The organism is Algoriphagus formosus, assembly GCF_002807035.1.
Taxonomy (GTDB): domain Bacteria; phylum Bacteroidota; class Bacteroidia; order Cytophagales; family Cyclobacteriaceae; genus Algoriphagus; species Algoriphagus formosus.
This window is the reverse complement of the sequence record NZ_NIUC01000001.1, coordinates 52,984-77,454: the sequence shown is the minus strand read 5'-3', so window position 1 is coordinate 77,454 and position 24,471 is coordinate 52,984. Positions and strand designations below refer to the sequence as shown.

At 41.6% G+C, this 24,471-nt stretch carries 20 protein-coding genes; 10 read left to right on the top strand and 10 right to left on the bottom strand.

Annotation, left to right across the window (positions count from 1 at the left end; translation table 11 throughout):
• The first annotated feature begins 217 nt into the window (after nt 1-217).
• The 4 genes from CDH51_RS00340 to CDH51_RS00325 all read left to right on the top strand — a co-directional run bounded on the left by CDH51_RS00340 (nt 218) and on the right by CDH51_RS00325 (nt 5,440).
• Nucleotides 218-1,564 (top strand): sugar porter family MFS transporter, encoded by a 1,347-nt coding sequence (locus tag CDH51_RS00340; RefSeq protein WP_100626754.1) that lies wholly within the window; start codon nt 218-220, stop codon nt 1,562-1,564.
• A complete protein-coding gene (locus tag CDH51_RS00335) occupies nt 1,554-2,429 on the top strand; it encodes a carbohydrate kinase family protein (protein ID WP_100626753.1) in 876 nt (291 codons plus the stop codon). Before CDH51_RS00340 ends, CDH51_RS00335 begins: the two co-directional genes overlap by 11 nt.
• 87 nt (nt 2,430-2,516) lie before the next feature.
• Complete coding sequence (locus tag CDH51_RS00330; protein WP_232724714.1) at nt 2,517-4,823, top strand: TonB-dependent receptor; 2,307 nt, start codon at nt 2,517-2,519, stop codon at nt 4,821-4,823.
• A gap of 14 nt (nt 4,824-4,837) precedes the next feature.
• The gene (locus CDH51_RS00325; protein WP_100626752.1) at nt 4,838-5,440 is read left to right on the top strand and encodes a hypothetical protein; all 603 of its coding nucleotides are present in this window, start codon (nt 4,838-4,840) and stop codon (nt 5,438-5,440) included.
• 99 nt (nt 5,441-5,539) lie between these two features.
• Here the strand turns inward: CDH51_RS00325 and CDH51_RS00320 are convergent, their stop codons facing one another.
• From CDH51_RS00320 to CDH51_RS00305, 4 genes are all read right to left on the bottom strand, one after another.
• Nucleotides 5,540-6,655 (bottom strand): TlpA disulfide reductase family protein, encoded by a 1,116-nt coding sequence (locus tag CDH51_RS00320; RefSeq protein ID WP_232724713.1) that lies wholly within the window; start codon nt 6,653-6,655, stop codon nt 5,540-5,542.
• Nucleotide 6,656: 1 nt separating this feature from the next.
• Nucleotides 6,657-8,114 (bottom strand): Asp-tRNA(Asn)/Glu-tRNA(Gln) amidotransferase subunit GatB, encoded by a 1,458-nt coding sequence (gene gatB, locus CDH51_RS00315; RefSeq protein ID WP_100626751.1) that lies wholly within the window; start codon nt 8,112-8,114, stop codon nt 6,657-6,659.
• A 15-nt stretch (nt 8,115-8,129) separates the two neighbouring features.
• Entirely contained in the window at nt 8,130-10,757 is a 2,628-nt protein-coding gene (gene alaS, locus CDH51_RS00310) for an alanine--tRNA ligase (RefSeq protein ID WP_100626750.1), read from the bottom strand.
• Nucleotides 10,758-10,874: 117 nt separating this feature from the next.
• The gene (locus CDH51_RS00305; RefSeq protein ID WP_100626749.1) at nt 10,875-12,089 is read right to left on the bottom strand and encodes an arginine deiminase; all 1,215 of its coding nucleotides are present in this window, start codon (nt 12,087-12,089) and stop codon (nt 10,875-10,877) included.
• A 311-nt stretch (nt 12,090-12,400) separates the two neighbouring features.
• On the opposite strand from CDH51_RS00305, the gene CDH51_RS00300 reads away from it, so the two are divergent.
• On the top strand, nt 12,401-13,153 hold the full coding sequence (locus CDH51_RS00300; protein ID WP_100626748.1) for a DUF4197 domain-containing protein: 753 nt from the start codon (nt 12,401-12,403) through the stop codon (nt 13,151-13,153).
• A gap of 35 nt (nt 13,154-13,188) precedes the next feature.
• Here CDH51_RS00300 and CDH51_RS00295 read toward each other — a convergent pair whose 3' ends face one another.
• Together CDH51_RS00295 and CDH51_RS00290 are read right to left on the bottom strand one after the other, a co-directional pair.
• Nucleotides 13,189-14,871 (bottom strand): AMP-binding protein, encoded by a 1,683-nt coding sequence (locus CDH51_RS00295; RefSeq protein WP_100626747.1) that lies wholly within the window; start codon nt 14,869-14,871, stop codon nt 13,189-13,191.
• A gap of 52 nt (nt 14,872-14,923) precedes the next feature.
• Nucleotides 14,924-16,081 (bottom strand): acyl-CoA dehydrogenase family protein, encoded by a 1,158-nt coding sequence (locus tag CDH51_RS00290; RefSeq protein WP_100626746.1) that lies wholly within the window; start codon nt 16,079-16,081, stop codon nt 14,924-14,926.
• 152 nt (nt 16,082-16,233) lie between these two features.
• Here CDH51_RS00290 and CDH51_RS00285 point away from each other — a divergent pair, with 152 nt between their 5' ends.
• Together CDH51_RS00285 and CDH51_RS00280 are read left to right on the top strand one after the other, a co-directional pair.
• Nucleotides 16,234-17,202: a phosphotransferase gene (locus tag CDH51_RS00285; protein ID WP_100626745.1), complete on the top strand. Its 969-nt coding sequence runs from the start codon at nt 16,234-16,236 to the stop codon at nt 17,200-17,202.
• A complete protein-coding gene (locus tag CDH51_RS00280) occupies nt 17,199-18,440 on the top strand; it encodes an ADP-ribosylglycohydrolase family protein (protein ID WP_100626744.1) in 1,242 nt (413 codons plus the stop codon). Before CDH51_RS00285 ends, CDH51_RS00280 begins: the two co-directional genes overlap by 4 nt.
• 47 nt (nt 18,441-18,487) lie before the next feature.
• Here the strand turns inward: CDH51_RS00280 and CDH51_RS00275 are convergent, their stop codons facing one another.
• The 4 genes from CDH51_RS00275 to CDH51_RS00260 all read right to left on the bottom strand — a co-directional run bounded on the left by CDH51_RS00275 (nt 18,488) and on the right by CDH51_RS00260 (nt 22,078).
• The gene (locus CDH51_RS00275; protein ID WP_100626743.1) at nt 18,488-19,075 is read right to left on the bottom strand and encodes a hypothetical protein; all 588 of its coding nucleotides are present in this window, start codon (nt 19,073-19,075) and stop codon (nt 18,488-18,490) included.
• A gap of 373 nt (nt 19,076-19,448) precedes the next feature.
• Nucleotides 19,449-19,967 carry an acyl-CoA thioesterase gene (locus tag CDH51_RS00270; protein ID WP_024282734.1) on the bottom strand — a complete coding sequence of 173 codons (519 nt, stop codon included), beginning with the start codon at nt 19,965-19,967 and terminating at the stop codon, nt 19,449-19,451.
• Between the two features lie 4 nt (nt 19,968-19,971).
• Entirely contained in the window at nt 19,972-20,604 is a 633-nt protein-coding gene (gene pncA, locus CDH51_RS00265; protein ID WP_100626742.1) for a bifunctional nicotinamidase/pyrazinamidase, read from the bottom strand.
• Nucleotides 20,591-22,078, bottom strand: coding sequence for a nicotinate phosphoribosyltransferase (locus tag CDH51_RS00260; protein WP_100626741.1), 1,488 nt, complete (start codon nt 22,076-22,078; stop codon nt 20,591-20,593). Before CDH51_RS00260 ends, pncA begins: the two co-directional genes overlap by 14 nt.
• Nucleotides 22,079-22,257: 179 nt before the next feature.
• Between CDH51_RS00260 and CDH51_RS00250 the strand changes: the two genes are divergently transcribed.
• The 3 genes from CDH51_RS00250 to CDH51_RS00240 all read left to right on the top strand — a co-directional run bounded on the left by CDH51_RS00250 (nt 22,258) and on the right by CDH51_RS00240 (nt 24,435).
• Nucleotides 22,258-22,851: an RNA polymerase sigma factor gene (locus tag CDH51_RS00250; RefSeq protein ID WP_198514239.1), complete on the top strand. Its 594-nt coding sequence runs from the start codon at nt 22,258-22,260 to the stop codon at nt 22,849-22,851.
• Nucleotides 22,841-23,605 (top strand): hypothetical protein, encoded by a 765-nt coding sequence (locus CDH51_RS00245; protein WP_100626738.1) that lies wholly within the window; start codon nt 22,841-22,843, stop codon nt 23,603-23,605. The genes CDH51_RS00250 and CDH51_RS00245 overlap by 11 nt, the downstream gene beginning before the upstream one ends.
• A gap of 101 nt (nt 23,606-23,706) precedes the next feature.
• Nucleotides 23,707-24,435, top strand: coding sequence for a hypothetical protein (locus tag CDH51_RS00240; RefSeq protein WP_157807014.1), 729 nt, complete (start codon nt 23,707-23,709; stop codon nt 24,433-24,435).
• The last annotated feature ends 36 nt before the right edge of the window (nt 24,436-24,471 follow it).

Genomic DNA, 24,471 nt, shown 5'->3' with positions numbered 1-24,471 from the left:
TAAAATTCTGAATTCTAAAGATGTTTTTAGAAATACAGCGAATAAACGCTAATTGCTTTAATTTTTCTTAATAAAATTTTAAATCAAATATTATTTCCTTCTTTTAGACCTATCCAAATTTCCTTTTGACAAGATCGAATTACAACATATTTTTTCGATGGATTTTGAAATAAGAGGCTTCTCATTAGTTTCGTGGATTCCATTTCCATAAATCACCATGAATTCCAACCGATACGTCTTTTTCATTTCCATCACTGCGGCTTTGGGTGGATTCTTATTTGGCTTTGATACGGCTGTCATTTCGGGAGGTGAACGGGCCATTCAGGAGATTTGGCAACTCAGCGATTGGGTTCACGGCCTAGCTATCGCTTCCGCCCTATATGGAACGGTAATCGGAGCGCTTTTCGGAGGAATTCCTGCAGATCGCTTTGGCCGCAAAAAATCCCTGCTTTGGATCGGCCTATTCTACTTTATTTCTGCCTTTGGTTCGGCTATGGCTTGGAATGTGGAAAGCTTTACCCTTTTCCGATTCTTGGGTGGATTGGGTGTCGGAGCCTCATCTGTCGTGGCGCCCATGTATATTTCTGAAATAGCTCCTGCCAAAAACCGGGGATTATTAGTCGCACTCTATCAGTTTAATATTGTATTCGGTATAGTAGTGGCCTATTTATCAAACTTTTTGATCGGAACAGCCGAACTCCCCGAGGATTGGCGCTGGATGTTGGGAGTTGAAGCTATTCCAGCATTGATTTACAGTGTTATGATTTTCCGAATCCCGGAAAGCCCACGCTGGTTGATCGCCAAGCGCAATGCCCAGGAAGAGGCAAGGACTATTTTACAACGTACAGACCCCGAAGGAGTAGAAGCTGCCATCCGTCAGGCTATCGAAGAGGAAAAGCAAGAAAAATCTGCTACTGGTTTTGCTACGCTCTTCAATAAAAAATATCTCGCCAGTACCTTTTTAGCCGTTTTAATCGCCTTCTTCAATCAAGTCTCCGGGATCAATGCCATCATTTACTTTGCCCCGAGAATATTTGAAATGGCTGGAATATCCACTGAATCAGCTTTGATTTCGACCATTGGGATCGGAGTAGTCAATCTACTCGGCACCTTTTTAGGGCTCTACTTAATCGATCGATTAGGTAGAAAGATTTTAATGTACATCGGTTCCTTTGGTTATCTGATTTCATTGAGCCTGATGGCATACAACTTCCTTGGCCCTGGAATTCCCACCATTTGGTTGCCCATCTTTGTTTTCGGATTTATTCTATCGCATGCAATTGGTCAAGGATCGGTGATTTGGGTCTTTATTTCTGAAATGTTTCCGAATGAACTTCGAGCCTATGGCCAATCTTTAGGTTCTTTCACGCATTGGATTTTAGCAGCTGTGATTGCCAATGTATTTCCCTTCTTCGCCAATGCCTACGGTCCGGGCTATATTTTTAGCTTTTTTGCTTTCATGATGTTTTTGCAGCTACTTTGGGTGAGATTTAAAATGCCAGAAACCAAGGGTCGTTCCTTGGAAGAGATTCAAAAAGATTTACATAAAGACTATGTCGCATAAAGTCCTTGTTTTTGGGGAAATGCTCTGGGATTGTCTTCCAGAGGGAGATGTCCCCGGAGGCGCATCTATGAATGTAGCCTTGCACTTGCATCATTTGGGATTTGATAGTCACTTGATTTCGGCTGTAGGTAAAGACATCTTGGGTGAAAAGCTTCTGAACCATTACCGAAGCTTTGGTGCAGCGGATGACTTGATCCAAATAAATGAATATCCTACCTCAAGAGTCATAGTGGACAATAAGGATATAGAAAACGTCAAATATGACATCCTCTCTCCTGCAGCTTGGGATTTTGTGAAGAATTCAGACACGCTGAAAGAATCCGTCAAATCATCCGATGCACTCGTATTCGGAACCTTGGGAGTGAGACATTCCCAAAGCCTTCAAACTCTCCTCGAATTGCTACCATATGCCAAACTGAGAATCTTCGATGCAAACCTGAGGCCTCCTTACTATGACTTTGAAGTAATTGAAAAGCTTTTGGGAATGACAGAGGTGCTCAAGATCAATGAAGATGAACTGGTTGCCTTTGAGGATTATTTCGATATCAAGCCCAATCCTGAAAGTATTTGCCAGTTTATGAGCCATCACTTTCCTGTCAAAACCATCTGTATCACTTTAGGATCAAAAGGGGCTATGGTTTTTCATCAGGGAGAATTGTTTCAAGATGCTGGCTTTCGAGTGAAAGTAAAGGATACCATCGGGGCAGGAGATGCTTTTCTAAGCGGATTTGTGAAAAGTTATTTGGAGAAGAAACCCATGCCGGAAACTTTGGAATTTGCCTGCAAGCTCGGTGCATTTGTAGCTTCTCAACAAGGTGGCTCGCCAAATTACAAGTTGTCGGATTTGGAAAAAATCAGTCGCTAAGATCTAAGTAATTTACCGCTTATCCATTTTTGCAACTTTGTTTCATTTTTTCTGGTTATTAGATGAAATGTAAACTATTTTTGCAGAGTGAAATTGCAAGGCGCTAGATTAATTTTGGTTTTATTATTGATTATCAGCGGGTTTGAGGCCCTGTCTCAAGACTGCAAGCTGGTAATAAGGGGGAAGGTTATTCATTTAGAAAATAACCAAACCATACCAGGTGCCTATATTTGGATTGAAGAGGTCAAGGCAGGAAGCATTACCGATGACTCAGGAAATTTCATTTTTAGAAATCTTTGCCCAGGCGATTACACTATTAAAATCCAGTTTTTAGGACATAAGGATATTATTGAGGAGGTCACACTCACTAACTCTTCTTTCAATAAAACCTTTCGAATGGAAGAGCTTCCCACTGAATTGGGCGGAGTGGAAGTTCATGGTCACCGCGATGCAATTCAGACAACCACAGCAGTAAATGCCCTTTACGGCTCTGAATTACTGGAAGCCCGAGGGGAAAATCTAGGAGAAAGTCTTAAGAGAATTGCAGGAGTTACCACTTTTTCGACTGGAAACACCATCGCAAAACCTGTGATTCATGGCTTGCATTCCAATCGAATCATGATTCTCAATAATGGTATTAGACTGGAAGGACAGCAGTGGGGAGCAGAGCATGCTCCGGAAATTGATCCATTTTTGGCGGAAGAAATTACAGTGATCAAAGGTGCTGAAACCGTGCGATTTGGTCCCGAAGCAATGGGTGGAGTAATCATGGTCAACCCTGGTGAACTGCCTACAGAAAAAAAGAATAAAACAGACCTATACCTTGTTGGAGGGACCAATGGCCGAATGGGGAATTTGTCTCTTAGCCATACTGGCGGATCTGAGAAAGTCAAAGGTCTCGGATATCGAGTTCAGGGTTCAGTCAAAAGAGCTGGAAATGTACGATCTCCTGAATATTTTCAGGGGAATACCGGTATGAGTGAAATAAACTTTTCCGGTGCTACAGGATATTCAAATTCCAAACTAGGTGCAGAGCTTTATTATTCTTATTTCAATACCGAATTGGGAATTTTAAGAGACGCACATACGGGTAACCTCTCAGACCTAGTAGAAATCATCGCCAATGGCAGACCTTTTACAAATCCGGATTTCACATACGAAATCAACAACCCAAAGCAGGTTGTGCAGCATCACCTAGCCAAACTCAAAACACACTATCACCTAAACAGCAAATGGAAAGCGAATCTTCAGTATGGTTTTCAGCTGAACCAACGTCAAGAGTATGACAGGAGAAGAGGTGATTTGAATGAAAGGGCAAGCTTGGACTTAGAGCTTTTCACCAATACGCTCGATCTATTTGTGGACCATACCCATGAAAATGCCTTAAGCGGTACTTGGGGAATCAATATTATCCAACAGGCCAATTCCAATGTTCCTGGAACAGGAGTCACACCATTGATTCCTAATTATGACATGCTCAATGCTGGTCTATATTTGATAGAGAAGTATTCCAAAGGTCCATTGGAACTGGAAGGTGGGCTGAGATATGACTACCGTACGGTCAGCACGGCAAGATTTATTGGCAGTGAGTTGGAAGAAGCTGATTTACAGTACAATAACTTCACAGCCTTTTTTGGCACCTATTATCAAATAAACCCCAATTTGGCTTTTCGATCCAATCTTGGATCAGCTTGGAGGCCACCAAATGTGAATGAGCTCTTTTCACAGGGACTTCACCATGGGGCTGCAGCTGTAGAAATTGGAGATGCTGATCTGGACTCGGAAAAAAGTTTGAAATGGGTAAACTCGCTTGAGTTTGAAGGTAAAAAATCCACTGGAGAATTGACTGTCTATGCCAATCAGATCCGAGATTATATCTACCTCAATCCAACCGGAGAGACGTTTGTAAGTCTTCGTGGGACCTTTAATGTCTACGAATACCTTCAAGCCAATGCCTTTTTCTGGGGCGTAGATTTTTCTGGAAGCTATGAATTGACAGAAAGTCTTCAGGCCTATGCAAAAGGTTCCATCATCCGGGCCAGAAATACAGAAACCGATGAGTTTTTCCCATTCATTCCTTCTGACAGAATGGATTGGGGACTAAGCTATCAACTGGATAGAGGTTCTAAAACACATCACTTTAATCTATCCAATATGTTGGTTGCTAGGCAAAAACGAGAGCCAGTCTTTGATTTGGCCCCAGCTCCTCCTGGCTACGCGCTTTTCAATGTGGGTTACCGGTACGAATTGCCTTTTCAAGGAAATCGATTAAACCTAGGGCTTCAAGTTCAAAATATTTTCAATACAGAATTCAAAGAATACATGAACCGTTTCCGCTACTTCACCGCGGATATGGGAAGAAATTTATTAATCAAAATCAACTATCAATTCTAAACAAAAAACAAACCATGAAAAATCTACAAAAACTACCTCTCTATCTACTATTTGTGGGGCTTTTTGCTTTTGCTTCCTGCGACAGTGAAGATCCTGTGATTGAGAATGAAGGAGAAGTAATTACTGATGTGACGCTAGCGTTTACGGAGTTAGATGGTGCTGGCAATCCAGTTGGCTTGACTTTTACATTTACAGCAGCTGATCCTGAAGGAATCGAAGTTGGAGGTGCTCCAATTATTGAAACTGTTGAGCTAGAAGCTGGAAAGACTTACCGTATGGAAATTGAGGTCTTTAACAGTATCGAAAATGAAGACATCACTGAGGAAATTCTTGAAGAAGCTGATGAGCACCAATTCTACTTCATTGGTTCAGCCTTCGTAGGCGGAGCTGCTCCTCTAAGCTATGTGTATGATGATGAGTCAGGAGAATTGATTGGAGTCCGTGGTATCGTTACTGTTGATGCTACTCCTTCTTTCAACAATGCTCAGATGCGAGTTGTATTGCGTCACGATTTGGATAAGAACTTCCCTGGTGCTGACAGCCCTAGCTTTGAGAACTTTATACAGGCTGGTGGCGAGTCTGATTTGGACATCATCTACCCATTGATTCTTAACTAATCAAGACAAAAAAGTCCATAAAAAGAGGCTGTTTCGATGAAACAGCCTCTTTTTTTATGGAAATCAATACAATTCGATCCCTTATTTTGAAATCAAAATTTAATCAAATAACTCTTCTAGTTTTCTCTCCAAACTAGGACCTCTCAAGTCTTTGGCGATAATTTTTCCTTCTGGATCTACCATGTAAGTAGCTGGAATTGCCTGAATCTGATACAGTTCAGCAGCAGCAGAATTGAAGTATTTGAGGTCAGAAACTTGAGTCCAAGCGAGTTCGTCATCAGCAATGGCTTTTACCCAGGCATCGCGTTCACGATCAAGAGATACGCCAAAAACCTCAAAGCCCTTATCATTATATTTATTGTAAAGTCGGACCACATTTGGGTTTTCTTCCCGGCAAGGCTTGCACCATGCAGCCCAAAAGTCAATCAAAACATATTTACCTCTTAAATCAGAAAGTTTTTTGATTTCTCCATCTGGATTTGGCAGCGCGATATCAGGAGCCTCAGCACCAATCGCCAAAGCGCGAAGTTCTTCGAGTTGCTGCTTCAACTGGATAATCGTTATTGTTCCCGGATATTTCTGATCCAATCGCTGGATGAGTTCGTCTAGAAAAGGAAAGTCATTTTTAGGATTGAGAAGACCAATGGCTGCAAGCGCAGCAAAACTATCACCCATACTGGTAATAGTTTCCTTAACCCGCTCCGCTTGATTAGCCTCAAGCTCAAGAGCCTTCATTTGAATATCCTTGATTTGCTCAGTATTCTTATTGCTCATGGCTTCGTAATAAGCCTCATTAAGCGCATTGACATCACTTTGATATTGATTCATCAATGTTTCCAATTTGAGCATTTCTTGGGAATCCTTCGATCCCAAAATCTCAATTGCCTCTGGCTGATTGAAATCATAATTGACTTCTACATCTTCGTCTAGCAAAGCCAGGCGGACGGATCGCTGCCCATAGAGATTTAAATCATAGAAAGTCGGAGATTCTACCTCCAGTTCATAGGAAAACTCTCCATCAGCATTCAACTCAAGCGTGTCCAATACCTTGGGACGGCTATCCGTAAATTGGGATAAAACCACCTGCCCACTTGGAGCATTTATGATTTTACCGCTGATTTCTACTTTTCCATCATTTTGCGACTCTGATTCTCCACAGGAGAAAAGCGCAAACACACTTAGAATCCAGAGTCCTGTCATCATCTTTTTATTCATATCAATTTTCTAATAATTCCTTTAACAACTTGGTGGCAACTTTTGGGTCAGCCTTACCATTCGATTTTTGCATTACCTTACCCATAAACATGCCAATCAGACCTTTTCGACCTGATTTATATTCTTTCACTTTTGCCTGATTCTCATTCAAAACCTCCTGAATAACAGGGATTAAGGAAGATTCATCACTTTCCTGAATCAGATTCAGCCTCTGAGCAATCTGAAGAGCCCCTTCTCCGGGAGCTTGTAGCATTTCCGGATAAATTTTTTGGGAAGCCGCCGAAAAGCTCACTTTTCCATCATCCACCAAACCAATTAAATCAGCCAAGGTCTGAGTGGAAATCGGAAATTCCGAAATATGCCAAGCCGACTCATTCAAGGTCGACTTGATGGGACCCATTAGCCAGTTGGATGCCGCCTTGTAATTGGATGTTTTTTGACAAAGCTTTTCAAACCAAAGCGCCATCTCCTTCGAATCAGTCAAAACTCCTGCATCATAATCAGGAAGACCGTATTGATCCACAAACTTTTTTCTCAGTTCCCGTGGCAAAGCAGGCATGTCGCTTTGAATGGAGCGGAGCCATTCTTCAGAAATCACCACCGGGCTCAAGTCAGGCTCTGGAAAATACCGATAGTCGTTCAATTCCTCCTTTGTACGCATACTGGCAGTAGTGCCCGTACCGGCATCAAATGTCCGAGTCTCAGAAATCACTTCCTCTCCCCTCTCCAAAATCCCGATAATTCGCTCATGCTCATGCTCAATAGCTCGAACTACATTACGGAAAGAATTCATATTCTTTACCTCAACCTTTTTGCCCAGGGTATTCGAACCCTTCAACATCACAGAAATATTGGCATCACAGCGAAGCGAGCCTTCTTCCATATTTCCATCACATATATCGAGGTATCTGACCAGTTTTTTGATTTCATTGAGGAAAACATAAGCCTCCTCAGCTGTATGAATAGCCGGCTCAGTCACGATTTCGATCAAGGGTGTTCCCGCCCGATTAAAGTCCACCAAGGTATCTTCTTCCTCAGCCAAATGCATAGACTTTCCTGCATCTTCTTCTAGGTGGATTCGATTCAGTGGGACAGTTCTTTCAGTACCATCCGAAAGGATGACAGGTACTTCACCTCCCACACAGATAGGCCCTCTGTCTTGGGTGATTTGGTAGCCTTTTGGCAGATCTGGATAAAAATAATTTTTCCGAGAGAAAATATTGGTTCGGGTAATCTCACAATCACAAGCCAAACCCATTTTCACAGCGTACTCAATGGCTTTCTTGTTGACCTTTGGCAAAGTGCCGGGATGCCCTAAAGTAATGACTGAAATCTGCGTATTGGGAAGATTTCCATAGGCAGTAGAATCAGCAGCAAACATCTTACTTTTCGTCAAAAGCTGTGCATGTACTTCCAGTCCGACTACAAGTTGATATTTACTTTTTATTTCTTCCTTCATCTTTTAGCTAGCTATTTATCCGAGAAAAAGCTCTCGTGCCTTGCTGACCACTTGTGGCAGACCTCCCAGATTCTTACCGCCTGCTGTCGCAAAGAATGGCTGACCACCGCCACCACCTTGAATTTCTTTGGCAAGGTCACGGACGATTTGTCCTGCATTGTATCCTTTCTCAGCGATCAAAGTCTCGTCAATAATTACAGCGATTTGCGGCTTGCCATCTATATCAGCAGCTAGTACAATCAAGGACTTCTCCACTTCATTTTTGAGCTCATAAGCCAGCTTTTTGAGGGCATCTGCATTTGGAAGGCTCACCTGAGCAATCAGAACTTTGTGATCATCCTTTTCTTCGAATTGAGAGATCAGCTGTCCCTTCACTTGAGCTGCCTTTTCTAGATGCAATACGTCCAATTCCTTTTTCAGTTCGTTTCGCTCCGAAAGCAAGGCCTCAATAGCTTTTTTCACATCTTTTGGATTCTTAAGAATATCCTGAACTTCCTTGAGCAAGTCTTCCTGCTGACGGAAGTAATTCTCAGCCTCAACAGAGGTGATTGCCTCGATGCGTCGGACACCTGAAGCAACAGACCCTTCAGAAGTAATCTTGAAAAAGCCAATTTGACCGGTAAAAGGAACGTGCGTACCTCCACAAAGCTCCACTGAAAAATCAGGATCGAAAGTGATTACGCGCACAAAGTCACCATATTTTTCTCCAAAAAGTGCTGTAGCACCCATGTTTTTGGCTTCTGCTATGGGAACATTTCTTCTTTCAAGGAGAGGAATGTTTTCCCGGATCTTTTCATTGACCAATTTTTCAACTTGCTCGATTTCCTCCTCCGTCATCTTTGAGAAATGAGAAAAGTCAAAACGAAGTAGTCGCTCATTGACCAAAGAACCACGCTGCTGCACATGATCGCCTAGGACTTCTCGAAGTGCTGAATGCATCAAGTGTGTAGCGGTGTGATTATTCATCGTCAAGCTGCGCTTTTGACGATCCACGCTTGCCGTGAATAAAGCAGAGGGATCCTGTGGTAGCTTTTCTACAAAATGAACAATGAGGTCGTTTTCTTTTTTGGTATCTACTACACGGATTTTCTCAGAATTAGAAATCAACCAACCAGTATCTCCGACCTGTCCACCGCTTTCGGCATAGAAAGGAGTACGATCCAAAACCAATTGGTATTTTTCACCTTTTTTCTCCTTGACGGTTCGGTACTTGATGATTTTAGATTGGGATTCAAGCTGATCATAGCCCAAAAACTCTACCGAGCTTTCTTCCTCCACCTGTACCCAGTCTCCTGTTTCGGATTCCGAGGCCGCTCTTGACCGAGTTTTTTGCTTTTCCATTTCTGCCTGAAAACCCTTTTCATCGAGAGAAAAGCCGCTTTCCCGAGCAATCAATGAAGTCAAATCCAAAGGAAAACCGTAGGTATCATACAATTCGAAAGCAACTTTGCCTGACAAAACCTTTTCGCCATTTTCTTTCATCTCTGACTTGATGCTGCCCAGCATTTTCAGTCCGTTGTCAAGCGTACGAAGGAAGGAAGTCTCTTCTTCTTGAATCACCTTAGCGATAAAATCCTGCTGCTCTCTGATCTCAGGGAAAATCTCTCCAAACTGTGAAGCCATCAAAGGGCACAATTCATAAAGGAAAGGTGATTGAAAGTCTAGGAAGGTATAGCCGTAGCGAACTGCCCGACGAAGAATGCGTCGAATCACATAACCGGCTTTATTATTTGATGGCAGCTGACCATCTGCAATGGTGAAAGAAATGGCTCGGATATGATCGGCAATTACCCGAAAAGCAATATCTTTCTGCTCGTCTTGACCATATTTTTTACCTGATTTTTGCTCCAAATAGGAAATAAAGGGCGTAAAAATATCCGTGTCGTAATTGGAGGATTTTTGTTGAATCGCTCTTACCAAACGCTCAAAGCCCATTCCCGTATCGACGTGTTTGGCTGGAAGCTCCTTCAGACTTCCGTCTGCAAGTCGGTTGAATTGCATAAATACCAGATTCCAAATCTCAATCACCTGAGGATGATCTTGGTTGACCAATGATCTTCCCGGAGCCTTTGCAATTTCTTCATCTGTCCGTAGGTCAATGTGAATCTCCGAACAAGGGCCGCAAGGTCCGGTATCTCCCATTTCCCAGAAGTTATCCTTCTTAGAACCCATGATGATTCTATCTTCAGGAACGATTTTCTTCCAAAAGTCAAAGGCCTCCTGATCCAATCCTAGCTTGTCCGAACTATCCCCTTCAAAGACCGAAACGTAAAGCCGATCTTTTGGCAGCTGATATACTTCTGTCAGTAATTCCCATGCCCATTCGATCGCTTCTTTTTTGAAATAATCTCCAAAAGACCAGTTTCCGAGCATTTCGAACATGGTGTGGTGATAAGTATCCACGCCCACTTCTTCAAGATCATTATGCTTTCCGCTTACGCGAAGACATTTTTGGGAATTGGCTACTCGGGAAAACTTCGGGGTCTCATTTCCAAGAAAGGCATCCTTAAATTGATTCATCCCGGCATTGGTAAACATCAGGGTCGGATCATTTTTGACCACGATGGGTGATGAAGGGACAAATTGATGTGCTTTGGATTGAAAAAACTCAATGAAGGTAGTTCTGATTTGCTTTGCTTCCATGAAGGTGTGAATGCAGTGATGCTTTTAATTTTGAATGTGCAAAATTAGCAGAAATGACGGCAAATTGATAGAATATTTCGATAATCAGAGCAGGTGTAATTGAAAAGAAAAAACCGCCTAGACTCTAGCTCTGCTCAATGGCATGGTCATACATCTTGGTCCGCCAAGACCTCGGGAAAGTTCGGAGGAAGGAATCTCCAAAACTTCAACGCCCATATTTCGAAGGGCACGATTGGTGTGAAGATTTCGATTATAAGAAATAACCCTTCTGGGTCCTATGGCAAATACATTTGCTCCATCAAACCACTGCTCTCGCAAGGAATAATCCGGGTTTCCATCAGCAGTTGCCAAAACCTCCAAATGTGGAATTTCCCGTTCCAAAACGGTCAAAAGTGATTCTTTCAGTACTTCTCGCTTAATATGAACCTTGTCACCTTGGATTTCTTTGAGGGTGTAGCAGGAGGTTTTCAACACTGCATTCATGGCATCCGGATAAGTGAGCACTAGATTTTCATCCAAGATGGTAAAGACGGTATCCAAATGCATGTAGTTTCTTTTTTCAGGAAGATGAACTTCATATACCCGCTGCACTGTCCCCTCTCCCAGTAAGGCTTTGGCTGCTTGATAAATGGCTTTTTCATCCGTTCGCTCTGAATTTCCTATTGCCACCGCCTCATGTGAGAGAATAATGACATCTCCGCCCTCTATGCTTGGTGGATTGGCCTGACCATTATTTGGATACAATGGATTTACGTGATCCTTAAATTCAGGATGATTTTCGAAGATTGTTCGAAGCAGATCGGCTTCCCGCTGCCTACCTTCCATTTTCATGGATGAAAAAATAATTCCTCCGGGAGTCAATGCCATGGGATCGCGCTGAAAATACAGATTAGGACAAGGAGCAATCAAAAATGCATACTCCATCAGTTCACCTGCATCGAGTTTGGGCATCTTTCTTCGGAGTTCATGCACCTTTAGACCCGCTGTCAGAATACCGGCACATTCTGCGGTGGAATAGCGCTCCAAAATATCCTCTGCCAAGTGAGTATGTGTAGATCTTTTCAGGGATTCCTGCAAAAGTTTGAACAGGATTTCCTTATCGTACAAAACTCGAATCAGCAACTCCCGCAACTGATAAACATGCGCCCCTGTAGATTCTTTGATCAAATTGGAAAAGGCGTCGTGCTCCTTTTGCAAAGCTTCCAAATACGGCACATCCTCAAAGAGTAAAAACTCCTTATTGTAAGGTGTAAGACGATCTATTTCTTTACCAGGCCTATGCATCAATACCGCCCGAAGCGTACCATATTCAGAATTGATTCGAAGATTCATGTTGAGCTTTTTTCAATAAAAACAGTGTATTTTTAATAATTTCTAAGATAACGAGCTTCAGCAATTAAAAAAACATAATCCTCAAGGATGTTTTCATCTAGCGGACTAAAGTCTTCAAATTCTTAGACTGATACTTAGAACCTTTTATTCTTTGGAAAGAATCAGGATTATCCAAAAGCATTTCGAGATTCTTTTCCTTTGAAGGACAATTTTCCTACTGAATACTTTAAAGGAAAATCCACCTGAAACGTGATTTATTAAACTTATTGGAAACCCAAATCTTTTTACTTTTCAATTCGTTAACAAGCCCTATGCGATTCACTAAATCTCAAGCTTCGTCCAAGCTTCTATTCACTTTCATTCTGCTTCTTTTTCATCAAGTTTCTCAAGCCCAAATCAATGAGCTTTTAGGAAAATTGGGATCAAAACCCAGTGAGGAACAAATCCAATCAGGTATTAAAGAGGCTTTGGAAAAGGCCACTGATTTGACTGTAGAGCGACTTTCTCTGGAAAATGGCTTCCTTCAAAATCCTGATATTAAAATTCTTTTTCCGCCTGAGGCTAGGAAAGTGGAAAGTACGCTCCGCAAAATCGGACTCGGAAATGTGGCAGATGATGTCATCACTAGCCTCAATCGTGCTGCAGAAGATGCTGCCAAAGAAGCAAAGCCTATTTTCACCGATGCTATCAAAAGCATGACCCTTAAAGATGTTCAACAAATTCTCTTGGGTGAGCAAAATGCAGCCACCAACTATTTCCAAAAAACAACTTCTGATTCCCTTGCCGTAAAGTTTTCTCCAAAAATAGACCAGAGTTTATCGAAAACTGATGCTACAAAAATCTGGGAGTCAGCTATGGAAAATTACAATAAGTTACCTTTTGTAAAACCGGTGGAAACCGATCTGACAAAATATGTGACGGACAAAGCTATTGAAGGGCTTTTTGTAGAGATAGCCAAAGAAGAAGTGGAAATCCGAGAAAAAATCGGCGCTAGGACAAGTCCCCTACTTCAAAGTGTATTTGGGTACGCAGAGCAGGAAAAAATAAAAGACCCCAAAAAGTAATTTTTGAGGTCTTTAGAATCTTGATGAAGAATCTCCTAAGCATTCATTTTTTCAATATGCGCTTCTTTAATTTTTCTTCTCAGAATTTTTCCCACGTTTGATTTTGGAAGCTCATCTGTGAAATAAACTTCACGAGGAACTTTATAATTGGTCAAGGATTCATGACAATGCTTCACGACCTGGTCCTTGGTAAGTGAACTCTCTTTGGGAACTACATAAGCGACTACCTTCTCGGTGGATTTAGGATCCGGCATACCGATTACCCCTACTTCCAGTACTCCTGGACAACTTGCAATGCAATCTTCCACCTCGTTTGGATAGACATTGAATCCGGAAACCAAGATCATTTCTTTCTTACGGTCTACAATCTTGAAAAACCCATCCTCATCCATCACGCCAATGTCTCCGGACTTAAACCAGTCCCCATGCATGACATTTTCCGTTTCCTCTGGTCTTTGCCAGTAGCCCCGCATCACTTGAGGACCTTTAATGCAAATCTCTCCTCTTTCACCGATAGGAAGTGGATTTCCATCATCATCAGCCACCATTACTTCTGTATTTGGTAATGGCAAACCAATGGTTCCAATTCGCTCTGTTCCATCAATTGGGTTACAGGTCGCAACAGGGGCTGTTTCTGTCAATCCGTACCCTTCTGCAAGTGGCACACCGGTGACAGATTTCCATTTTTCAGCAGTAGCCTTCTGCACAGCCATACCGCCGCCTACTGCTATTTTTAACTTACTGAAATCCAACGATTTGAAATCATCTTGATTAAGCAAACCATTAAACAATGTGTTCACGCCGGTAAAGACAGTAAATTGATGTTTTGAAAGGTCCTTGATAAAGGCTTTCATATCCCTAGGATTGGTGACAAGCAGATTATGCGCACCAATTTTTAGCATGGCAAGACAATTCACCGTCAAGGCGAAAATATGGTACAATGGCAAAGCAGTCACCACGATTTCCTCTCGCTCTTTCAACTTGGGTTTCATCCATGCAGAAATCTGCTGCATATTCGCCACAATGTTTCCATGGGTAAGTTCAGCACCTTTAGATACTCCGGTAGTACCTCCTGTGTACTGAAGGAAAGCGGTGTCTTCTAAGGAAAGAGCTGTTTTGCTGAAAGAATGTCTCGCCCCCTGGGAAAGGGCAGATTTGAGATTGACTGCTCCTGGAATCGAAAATGCAGGAACCATCTTTTTCACATGCTTGACCACCAGGTTGACTATAGTACCTTTCAACCCACCTAGCAAATCACCAAGTTCGGTTACGATCACATGCTTAGCCGGAATTTCATTTTTGATTTTCTCCAGATTATGGGCAAAGTTGGCCACGATGACGACTACATCTGCACCCGAATCATTAAACTGATGACGCATTTCAGCAGCTGTGTAAAGCGGGTTGGTATTCACTACCACCATCCCAGCTCGCAAAACACCGAACATTACTACTGGATATTGTAAAATGTTGGGCATTTGAATGGCAACTCTGGATCCTTTCGGAAGCTTGAGCGTATGTGTCAGGTAATTGGCGAATTGGGCACTCAATCTTTCCAAATCATTAAATGAAATGGTTTTACCCATACATTCATAAGCCACCGCATCACCATATTTCTTGACACTTTCATCAAACAAATCACTGATGCTCGAATAGGCTTTGTAATCAATTTCTTTATCTACCGAGGCTGGGTAATGCTTAAACCAAGGGAAATCTGTCATAAAGGTATCGTTTGGGTGAATTGATAATTGATTTTAAGCCTTGAATATAAACTTATTTCAATATTTTTCGAGCGATTAATTCCTTCATGATTTCATTTGTGCCGGCATAAATCCGCTGAACTCTCGCATCTGCATATGCTCTAGCCACTCCGTACTCCCACATATATCCATAGCCACCATGTAACTGAACGCATTCATCAGCAACTTTACACTGCAGTTCGGTCATGTTGTACTTAGCAGCAGAAGCCATTGCAGGGTCTAACTCTCCCTCATTGTGAAGTTGCACCAAATAATCACAATAAATCCTTCCCTGCTCCAAAGCTGCGGTCATTTCTGCAAGCTTAAAGCGGGTATTCTGAAAATCGGAAAGACTTTTATTGAAAGCTTTTCGTTCCTTGACATAGCTAAGCGTGCTATCGAGCATGTACTCGCCTAGAGCTACTGCAGCAAGGGCTACTACCAGTCTTTCCTGAGCCAATTCGGTCATCAGATATTTAAAGCCCTCACCTTCTTTTCCAAGCAGGTTTTCTTTTGGCACTTTTACATCTTCAAAAAACAATTCACAGGTATCTTGCGCATGAAGACCGACTTTTTCAAAAGGCTTTCCTTTCGAGAAACCTTCCATTTTAGCATCTATCAAAACCAATGAAATTCCTTTCGCGCCTTTAGTAGGGTCAGTTTTGACCGCTACAACTACTACATCACTCAGGTAGCCATTGGTAATAAAGGTTTTTGAGCCGTTTACCAAGTAATGATCACCTTGGTCCACCGCGGAAGTTCTCATTCCCTGCAAGTCAGACCCAGCACCCGGCTCGGTCATCGCCACTGCACCAATCAAGTCTCCTGAAACCATTCCAGGGATATATTTCTGCTTGGCTTCGGGAGTTCCGTAATGCAGGATATAAGGCATCACAATATCAGAGTGAAGCGGATAGCCAATCGCAGGCCCTGAGCAACCGCTAAGCCCAAGCTCTTCGATCAAGATCGCATTGTATCGGAAATCTTGAATATTCATTCCTCCCAATTCTTCGGGAGCCTGCATTCCTAGAAATCCATTTTTCCCTAATTTTTTCCAAGATTCTCGGGAAACCATTTTCTGCTTTTCCCATTCTGCATTGTAGGGTGTAATTTCCCTGGCAATAAAATCCCGAACGCTTTGTCGGAATAATTCGTGTTCTTCGTTAAATAGTTTTCGTGGTAGTCCAAACATTGGGTTTATATTTTTTTCAGTGTAAAAATAAAAATTACAATGGATAGAAACGCCCCCTTTTTGATAAAGGATTAGTCATCCGTTAGACATTTTTATGAAAGAAATTAATTTTCATTGCCCTATGTTTAAACTCAAATTGCAATTATTGAAGCATGAAATTTGAACTAACCAACAACACCTCACTCGAGGATCTACAATCACTCAACTTTTGGCAGCCTGAGGAAAAAGTCCTCAAAACTTCAGAATTGCCTGATAGCAATATGAATCAGGTAATCAGAATCCACACCAATCAGCGAACGGTCATAGCGAAACAGTCCAGAGATTTTGTTCGAAAGTTTCCACAGATTCCAGCGCCTATCCAGCGAATTGAGACTGAAAAAAAATTTTATGAGACCGTTCAAGAATCAGAATTTCTAAACCCATATAGTCCAAAAATAATCAGCTGGTTTCCAGATATTTACTTACTGATTACCGAAGATTTGGGTGAAGTCGGTGATTTTAGCGGACTCTATTCTGGCGAAAAGCAAATCAGTGATTCTGAAATCAAGTCTTTGATCGACTATCTGAACCATCTACATCGATTAGCTCCTGAAAATTTCCCAGACAATCTCGAAATGAGAGTGCTTAACCATGAGCATATCTTTAATTTTCCATTTGAAATTGAAAACGGATTTGACTTGAATACAATCCAAAAGGGCCTTCAAGAACTCAGCTTGAGATATAAAAAGGATGATTCTTTGAAGCAAAAAATCGATGATTTGGGAAAGCGATATTTAGCTTCTGGAAGTTCACTTTTACATGGAGATTTTTATCCCGGAAGTTGGATGAGTGGAAATTCCGGCATCAAGATTATCGATCCGGAATTCTCCTTTGTGGGTGATCGGGAGTTTGATCTTGGGGTATTTCTAGCGCACGCTGATTTTGCAGAAATAAGTACTCAAGTGGAACAGGCACTAGCGAAGCACTATTCGCAAGACATTGATTCTAAGCTTGTACAAGGCTACCGAGGAGTGGAAATCATGCGTAGACTAATTGGAATTGCCCAATTGCCCTTAAAATTGAATCTCGGTCAAAAAGAAGTTTTACTCGAAAGAGCTAAAGAAATGATCATGAACCCATGAGAAAATACCTGAATCTAATTCTAGCTGCCTCTTTAATCCTTTTCTCCTGCAGTCATCAGGAGTCAGACGATTCGATATCCTTGGAAGAGAAGCTTTCCAAATCTGGACTTTCAGAAGAGGAACTGAAAGACAGAATCTTGGGAATAATTGTCGGCAGTGCCATTGGTGATGCCATGGGCGCACCAACCGAAATGTGGCCGAGAGAATCCATCAAACTAGAATATGGGTTTGTCACAGACTTGGACTCGATGATTCGAGAGGCTTCCCCTGAGGGAATATGGGTTCCAAATTTGCCGGCAGGAGGCACTACGGATGACACAAGATGGAAGGTCCTGACATCAGAATATTTACTAACTCAACATTACGAGGAGCTAGATCCTGCGGATTTTGCAAGAATCATAGAAGAGAGATATCTAAGCTACTTAGAAGGAATCAAACAAATCAACAGTGAGGATATTGAAGCCTATGAAAATGCTATGCTGAAAGTGGGATGGCTACAGGAATGGGCAAAAGTAAGTCGCCCGTTTATCGAAAATAATCTGGTAGGCTACGCTGATTCTTTGGGGAAATTTTATGGAGGGGAAATGGTTTGTGCAGGTTTGCTTTATGCTCCGATTTTAGGAGGCTTTTTCCCCGGTGATCCTGAGAAAGCCTATTCCGAAGCATACAAGCTTTCAATTTACGATTTGGGATATGCTAAAGATCTCACAGCTCTGAGTGCAGCATTGACCGCTGCGGGTATGAAAAAAGGCAGCAATCCGGATAGTTTGCTCGCTTCCTTGCGGGTTGACCCAAAGCAGTATTTCCAAAGTAGACTTGTAGGAAGGACGGCCTATCGGATACTTCAGGACGCGCTGAAAATCAATGAAGAAGCTAAAAAACTGGATTCTTTGAATTTCATGGATGCAAATAGTCCCTCACTTGCCCATGCCTTTGAGCAGCTGGATGAGCGGATTCAGGATATGCCTTTTCACGCCGGTGAGATTTATTTGCAGACTATTACGGCGATGGTATATGCAGACTTTGACTTTATGAATACACTGATTTTTCTGACGAATTATGGACGGGATAATGATACCACAGCAGCCTTAGCAGGAGGAATTTTGGGAGCTTATTTCGGATTTGAAAAACTTCCTAAAAAAGAGCGAGAACAGGTCATTCAAGTAGCAAAGGAACAGTTGGGAATAGACTTAATATCCATAGGTCAGCAGCTTGGCGACCATTTGGTCAAACCATAAAAAACCCCAATTCTTTCGAAAAGGGGTTTCATTGTGGGTGGTTTAATTTAGAAGTATAGGGTCTTTGTTCTACCCAAGTTGTCTGTCAACTGGAAGTAAACATCGTCCGGGTTTACTCCTTTCAATTTGTAGTCTTTACGGAATCCATCAGGGTGATCCACAGTCTCTGTGTGAATGATTTTGTTTGAGTCTGCGTATCTAACAGTGACTTCTACACCTGGCTCTGTTAGTCCGATTACTGCAATATTTACAGTTTCATCATCGACAATTTTGCCATAAGCCATAAGCGGCAGTTCTCCGATTTCTGGCTTCCTATCAAAAGTCTCCACCTTGTAGATCACCTCTTCATCCTCAGTCGTGATTTTTACTTGATATTCTCCACAAGGCATGTTATTCAAGTCATAAGGTACGATGACTTTCTCATCACCTACATTTACTTTGCGCTGATGGAGAACCTTACCTTCATCATCAAGAATGGCAACCTTTGCCTTTCCAACTCCCTCATTTAGAAGGATATTTACTTTTTTGAATTTTGCCCTAGCGTCTGTGTCTGCTAAAAGGTCTTCATTTGAGTTTGCTGCAAGAGTACTAGTAGCAAGTAGTCCAGCAAGTGCGAATGTGAATAGCGTTTTCATAATGTAGTTGGTTTAAGTTGTTGTGCTATCCTAATTGCCAAGGCCGTACCAATTGCTATTTTCTAATTTTTGAGTCAGTTGAGAAAATCAGAATATTTTAAAAATTTTAAGATTTACACGGAATTAAATTTGGTTTTCTTCTCAAAAAATTAACAAAACCTGTAAAGAATGTGAACACTTGCTTGTTCGTTTGACTCGAAAGCGAACACTTTAAGGCAATTTTCTGGATTTCGAGGGTTGCATCTTAGTATGCTTGTTAAGAAAAAATAATTTTCAAAAAATTCTCCAGCTCAGAAATAGCCATGCCAAAAGCAAAAAAAGCTGTACGCTAGTGTACAGCCTTTGTTCGATTCAACACATTATTTGATTCAGATCAAGATTTTTTCAATTCCATACTGAGCTGCTTTACTCGCTCTTTGATGCTGAAATCCCAGATATCATCGCGTTTTAGAGAGGTTGCTTCGAGAAAATCAACTACTGCACCTTCATGGTTGGTAGACTTTCCCTCTGCCAGAGTCACATATCGCATCGTGGACCAAAGAACTGTTTTGAGCTGAGTCTTGCTGTCATCGGTCATGTAATACTCGACCAAGATGGTATTTTCATTATGCCATAGTATGCGGCTCATAATTCGAACCCACTCTCCGACCATTGCAGGCTTGACGTAGCTGATATTGTGATTGTAAACCACCCAAGCAGCTTTGTATTTACGAATCAAATCGATCACCTCTAATCCATAGAGCTTAGGGACCTGATCCTCACGGGCATTGAAAAAGTAGTCGAAGTACTTGGCATTATTCAAATGCCGAAGTGGATCACAATCCTGAAATCGGATGACCACTCTACTTTCTGTCTCTTTGGGATAGTGTTTCTCAGCGTCGTATTCAAACATGGGCTTAATCAATCAGTTCTTTTGATTCAATCAACTTCACTCCTTTTCCCTCCATTTCTTCCAAGGCCAGCTTGCCATCTTCTGGATTTAGATTCACAGCTCTTGTCACATCCTGAAGGAGGTAGGTTTCAAAGCCCAAAGATAAGCCATCCAAAGCTGTAAATTTCACACAATAATCCTGGGCTAAGCCGCATACAAAGATCCTTTCAATTCCTCTTTCCTTCAAATAATCTCCCAAACCAGTATCTCCTCTGCGGGCATTATCAAAAAAACCGGAATAAGAATCTACTCGAGGATTGGTGCCTTTTTGAAATACTGCTTCCCAATTACTAGGATCTAGATCTTCATGGAATTCTGCCCCATGTTCTCCTTGTACGCAGTGAACTGGCCAAAGAATTTGATTGATGCCATCTAAATCAACCTGTTCACCGGGCTTTTTGCCACTGTGATTTGCTGCGAAGCTTAAATGATCTTCCGGATGCCAATCTTGCGTAGCGACTACGCAAGAAAATAAAGGCTGAATGGAATTGATTAGCGGGATGATTTGATCTCCTTCGCTAACCTCCAATGCTCCTCCAGGCAGGAAATCATATTGTACATCAACTATAATTAATGCGTCCTTATCAGTTAGATTCATCTTCAATTTCTTTAGCTTTTAAAACCAAGTCCATGCGCAAATGGTGCAGATTTTCTTCCAAACCAACCGGATAAACATGGGGATTGACTAGTCGCTTATGGGTTTTGTCAAAGGTCTTCAATTGATCCTGAGTCCGCTTCCTGATGGACTGAATATCCGGACATTTATAGACTTTTTTCCCTTTTTCAAAAATCGGCTTTAGCAATTCCTCACTTTGATAAAAAGCAGGCATAATCCGCTTTCTTCGAGTAGCATCAATAGGATCGATGATTACAGTTCCTTTAGAATCAACTTCTTGACCCTCGAGGTAAATCATATCTGCGACAGCTTTTCCGCCTGAAAAATACCTTCGGACATTGTGCACCCCTGGAATATTGATTTTCAGTGATTGCTGGGAAACTTTGATTTTTGGAATCCATTCACCCTCAGGACTCTTAATTCCCGAAAGTTTATACACCGCTCCCAATGCCGGCTGATCAAAGGCAGTGACTAATTTGGTACCTACACCCCAAACATTAATCGAGGCTTCCTGGGTTTTCAAGGAAGAAATCAAGTACTCATCCAAATCATTGGATGCAACGATTTTCGCATTGGGAAAGCCTGCTTGATCTAGGAGTTCACGGGCTTGATTGGAAAAGTAAGCCAAATCACCGCTGTCGATTCGGATTCCGATGAGTTCCTTTCCCATGCTTCGAAGCTTTTCTCCTACTTTGATGGCATTTTTCACTCCCTGAATCGTATCATAAGTATCCACCAAGAAGACAGACTGATCAGGAAACGCATCTGCATAAGCTTCAAATGCCTCCAACTCCGTCTCAAAGGACATAATCCAGCTGTGAGCATGAGTACCAGAAACAGGAATCCCAAATAACCTACCCGCCATGACATTGCTTGTAGAAGTACATCCCCCGATAAAGGCCGCTCGACTTGCGGCAAGCGCTCCGTCAATCCCTTGAGCTCTCCGAAGACCAAATTCAAGGACAGGTTCTCCCTTTGCTGCCAAGGTAATTCTAGCAGCCTTGGTTGCAATCAAGGTTTGAAAGTTCAGGATATTAAGTAGTGGGGTTTCGAGTAATTGACACTGAATCAGGGGACCTTTCACTCGAAGCATGGGAGCATTGGGGAAAACGATAGTCCCCTCTTCCACTGCCTCGATATCACAGGAAAAACGCATCTCACTGAGGTAATCCAGGAAACCCTTTTCGAATTGGGGAGAACCGTCAGGAGCTTTCATCTCTTTCAGGTAATCTAGATCCTTTTCTTCGAATCGAAAATTTCTACAATAATCCACCACATATTCCAATCCGGCAGCTACGGTAAAACCACCATTAAAAGGGTGCTTTCTAAAAAAAAGGTTAAATACAGCCTCCTGATCCCCTTTTCCCGCCTTCCAATAGGCATAAGCCATGGTCAGCTGATAAAAATCGGTAAGCAGAGCAAGGCTGCCAGTGTAGAGGTCTTTGGTGATTTTCATAAAATTTTACTTTCCATCAAAAATAAAGGAGTCAAACGGGTATCAAGAATTTTTTAGGGAATTTTTCAATGAAACAGAAGCCTTTTCTCTTCTAGTCAAGATTTTATTTACCTATTTTGATTACATTTTTACGAGTGAACACGACTTATTATTGAAAGCGGATGAAGCTAGAAAAAAACTTGAGCGATCAAGAAATTACTGAAATGATCCAGAGGAATTCGAATCCGAATAAGGCAATAGCACAGCTTTACGAACAGCATTATGATATGCTAGAAAGCATGGTTATACAAAATTCAGGAACAGAAGAGGAGGCTGCAGATATCATTCAAGAATCCATGCTAGTGATGGTTCAAATGATCAAGTCAGGAAAGTTCAGAGGCGAATCTACGATCAAATCCATGCTTTACAGCATTTCCAAAAATAAATGGATATCCGAAATCAGGAGAAAAAGAAGTAGTCTGGCACGACATGAAAATTACTTGACAAAACATGAAGAAAATGAACTGGATGTCAGCGAGGCAATCACCCGTCAGGAGAATTTAAATTTCGTCATGACTTTGTTTGATAAGCTTGGAGAAACTTGCAAAAAAATACTCAAGCTCTTCTACTACGAAGACATGGCCATGAAAGAAATCTGCGAGAAAATGGAGTTCAGCTCAGAGCAGGTATTGCGGAACAAAAAATATAAATGCCTCAAATCATTAATTGAATCAGTAAAGTCTTCTCCCCAAATCGGAGAGCAACTCTTGAAATCATTAAGAAATGAAAAATAAACTAGACTTATTCATTTTGGAAGATTACCTAGACGGTAAACTCAGCATGGACCAAAAGCAGGCCATTGAAGAGGAAATACAAAACAATCAATCACTGGCTGAAGAAGTCGATGCCTTGAAAATCAGCCGGGAAGCAATAGAATTGGCTGGTTGGAAATCAACAATTCAGGATGTGCAAGCTTCCTACTTATCCGAAAGAAAAGAGAAACCATCCGATGGCACCAAAACCATCTCCAACTTTCAACAATGGAGCATTCGAGTGGCAGCTTCTATGACGATTCTACTTGTAGGCTTAGCCTCATTTTTGGTAATTTCTACTACACCTCAAGGCGTAAATGAAGATTTTCTTTCCTATAATATCCCAGTAATGAGAGGTGAAACCGCTGAGATTTCTTCTTTGAAAAAGGCCTTTAATGAGTCTGATTTTGAAGAAGTGATAGCGCTGGCAAAAGGCAACAATGATTTGACCATAGAGGGAAAATTTATACTAGGGATGGCCTTCCTGGAGCTAGGGGAAGGTAAGCTTGCTGTCGATGAATTACGGGAGATTGAGACTATCAATGAATCCTCTTCTGAGAAAATGTATGTAGAAGAGATAGACTATTATCTCATGCAAGGCTACCTTCTAAGTGGCGAATATGATCTAGCTCAAAATCAACTTGAAAAAATCCGATCAAATCCGAGACACAAGTATCACCAAACCATAAATCGCTGGGATGAACTAAAAATCAAAATTTTGGATTTGAAATATTAATCAGATCAAGCTGAGAAAAAAAATTAAAAAAAATCCTTCGAAGCGGTTACAAATATTTATCCGGCTCCGACCTACTACCAAACAATCAAAAATACTAAACCATGAAAAGATACCCATTAATTGCAGCAGTTGCCACTATGATTGGCTTTGCATCTTGCTCTGAAGAAAATGATCCTATCGCTATCGGAGATGGTGATGTACAAATGGCTGTAGGCGTTAAACTCGCCAATTCATCCAATCCAAATTCAAGAATCTTGGAAGAAGGAGTACAGATTAATTCCGGGTTTATCCAAGTCAAGGAAATCGAATTAGAAGTCGAAGGAGAAGATGACAATGGAAGATTCGAGCGAGAAATTGAATATTCATTCCCAGAGATCAAAAAGATCAATTTTGATCAGTTCTCTTCTGATGCTGACTTTTTCATCAATATAGCCTCAGGTACTTACGAGGAAATCGAGTTTGAAGTGGATCTGATTGATCACCGAAATGAACCAAGTATTTACCTCGAAGGGACATTTACAAAAAGTGACGGCAGCTCGGTTCCCCTACGTCTTGAAGTTTATGGAGATGATGACGATGATTTGGATTTCGAGTTAGAATTGGAAGGAGATGATGATGAGTTATTCTTCTTCGATGGATCCAATAATCCTTTCGCCTTGATGGAGATAGATGCAAGTAATTGGTTTTTAGCTGTATCCATTGGAGATTTAGAGGATGCGGAGCTCACTGATGGTGTTTTGGTGATTTCCAGAGACCAAAATGAAGATATCTACGATAGAATTCTCGAGCGCATAGAAAACTCCTTAGATATCGAGCTAGAGTTGGACTAGGGCACTGACTCTTTCGATCCGATCCGGCAGAGTAAT

Bases quoted from the DNA above. Each gene is read 5' to 3' on its own strand.
- CDH51_RS00275 (WP_100626743.1), bottom strand. From the start codon at position 19,075: ATGAAAACGCTATTCACATTCGCACTTGCTGGACTACTTGCTACTAGT.
- CDH51_RS00295 (WP_100626747.1), bottom strand. From the start codon at position 14,871: ATGACAGATTTCCCTTGGTTTAAGCATTACCCAGCCTCGGTAGATAAA.
- CDH51_RS00245 (WP_100626738.1), top strand. From the start codon at position 22,841: ATGAAAAATAAACTAGACTTATTCATTTTGGAAGATTACCTAGACGGT.
- CDH51_RS00290 (WP_100626746.1), bottom strand. From the start codon at position 16,081: ATGTTTGGACTACCACGAAAACTATTTAACGAAGAACACGAATTATTC.
- CDH51_RS00305 (WP_100626749.1), bottom strand. From the start codon at position 12,089: ATGAATCTTCGAATCAATTCTGAATATGGTACGCTTCGGGCGGTATTG.
- CDH51_RS00240 (WP_157807014.1), top strand. From the start codon at position 23,707: ATGAAAAGATACCCATTAATTGCAGCAGTTGCCACTATGATTGGCTTT.
- alaS (WP_100626750.1), bottom strand. From the start codon at position 10,757: ATGGAAGCAAAGCAAATCAGAACTACCTTCATTGAGTTTTTTCAATCC.
- CDH51_RS00285 (WP_100626745.1), top strand. From the start codon at position 16,234: ATGAAATTTGAACTAACCAACAACACCTCACTCGAGGATCTACAATCA.
- CDH51_RS00300 (WP_100626748.1), top strand. From the start codon at position 12,401: ATGCGATTCACTAAATCTCAAGCTTCGTCCAAGCTTCTATTCACTTTC.
- CDH51_RS00270 (WP_024282734.1), bottom strand. From the start codon at position 19,967: ATGTTTGAATACGACGCTGAGAAACACTATCCCAAAGAGACAGAAAGT.
- gatB (WP_100626751.1), bottom strand. From the start codon at position 8,114: ATGAAGGAAGAAATAAAAAGTAAATATCAACTTGTAGTCGGACTGGAA.
- CDH51_RS00320 (WP_232724713.1), bottom strand. From the start codon at position 6,655: ATGAATAAAAAGATGATGACAGGACTCTGGATTCTAAGTGTGTTTGCG.
- CDH51_RS00260 (WP_100626741.1), bottom strand. From the start codon at position 22,078: ATGAAAATCACCAAAGACCTCTACACTGGCAGCCTTGCTCTGCTTACC.
- CDH51_RS00335 (WP_100626753.1), top strand. From the start codon at position 1,554: ATGTCGCATAAAGTCCTTGTTTTTGGGGAAATGCTCTGGGATTGTCTT.
- CDH51_RS00340 (WP_100626754.1), top strand. From the start codon at position 218: ATGAATTCCAACCGATACGTCTTTTTCATTTCCATCACTGCGGCTTTG.
- pncA (WP_100626742.1), bottom strand. From the start codon at position 20,604: ATGAATCTAACTGATAAGGACGCATTAATTATAGTTGATGTACAATAT.
- CDH51_RS00325 (WP_100626752.1), top strand. From the start codon at position 4,838: ATGAAAAATCTACAAAAACTACCTCTCTATCTACTATTTGTGGGGCTT.
- CDH51_RS00280 (WP_100626744.1), top strand. From the start codon at position 17,199: ATGAGAAAATACCTGAATCTAATTCTAGCTGCCTCTTTAATCCTTTTC.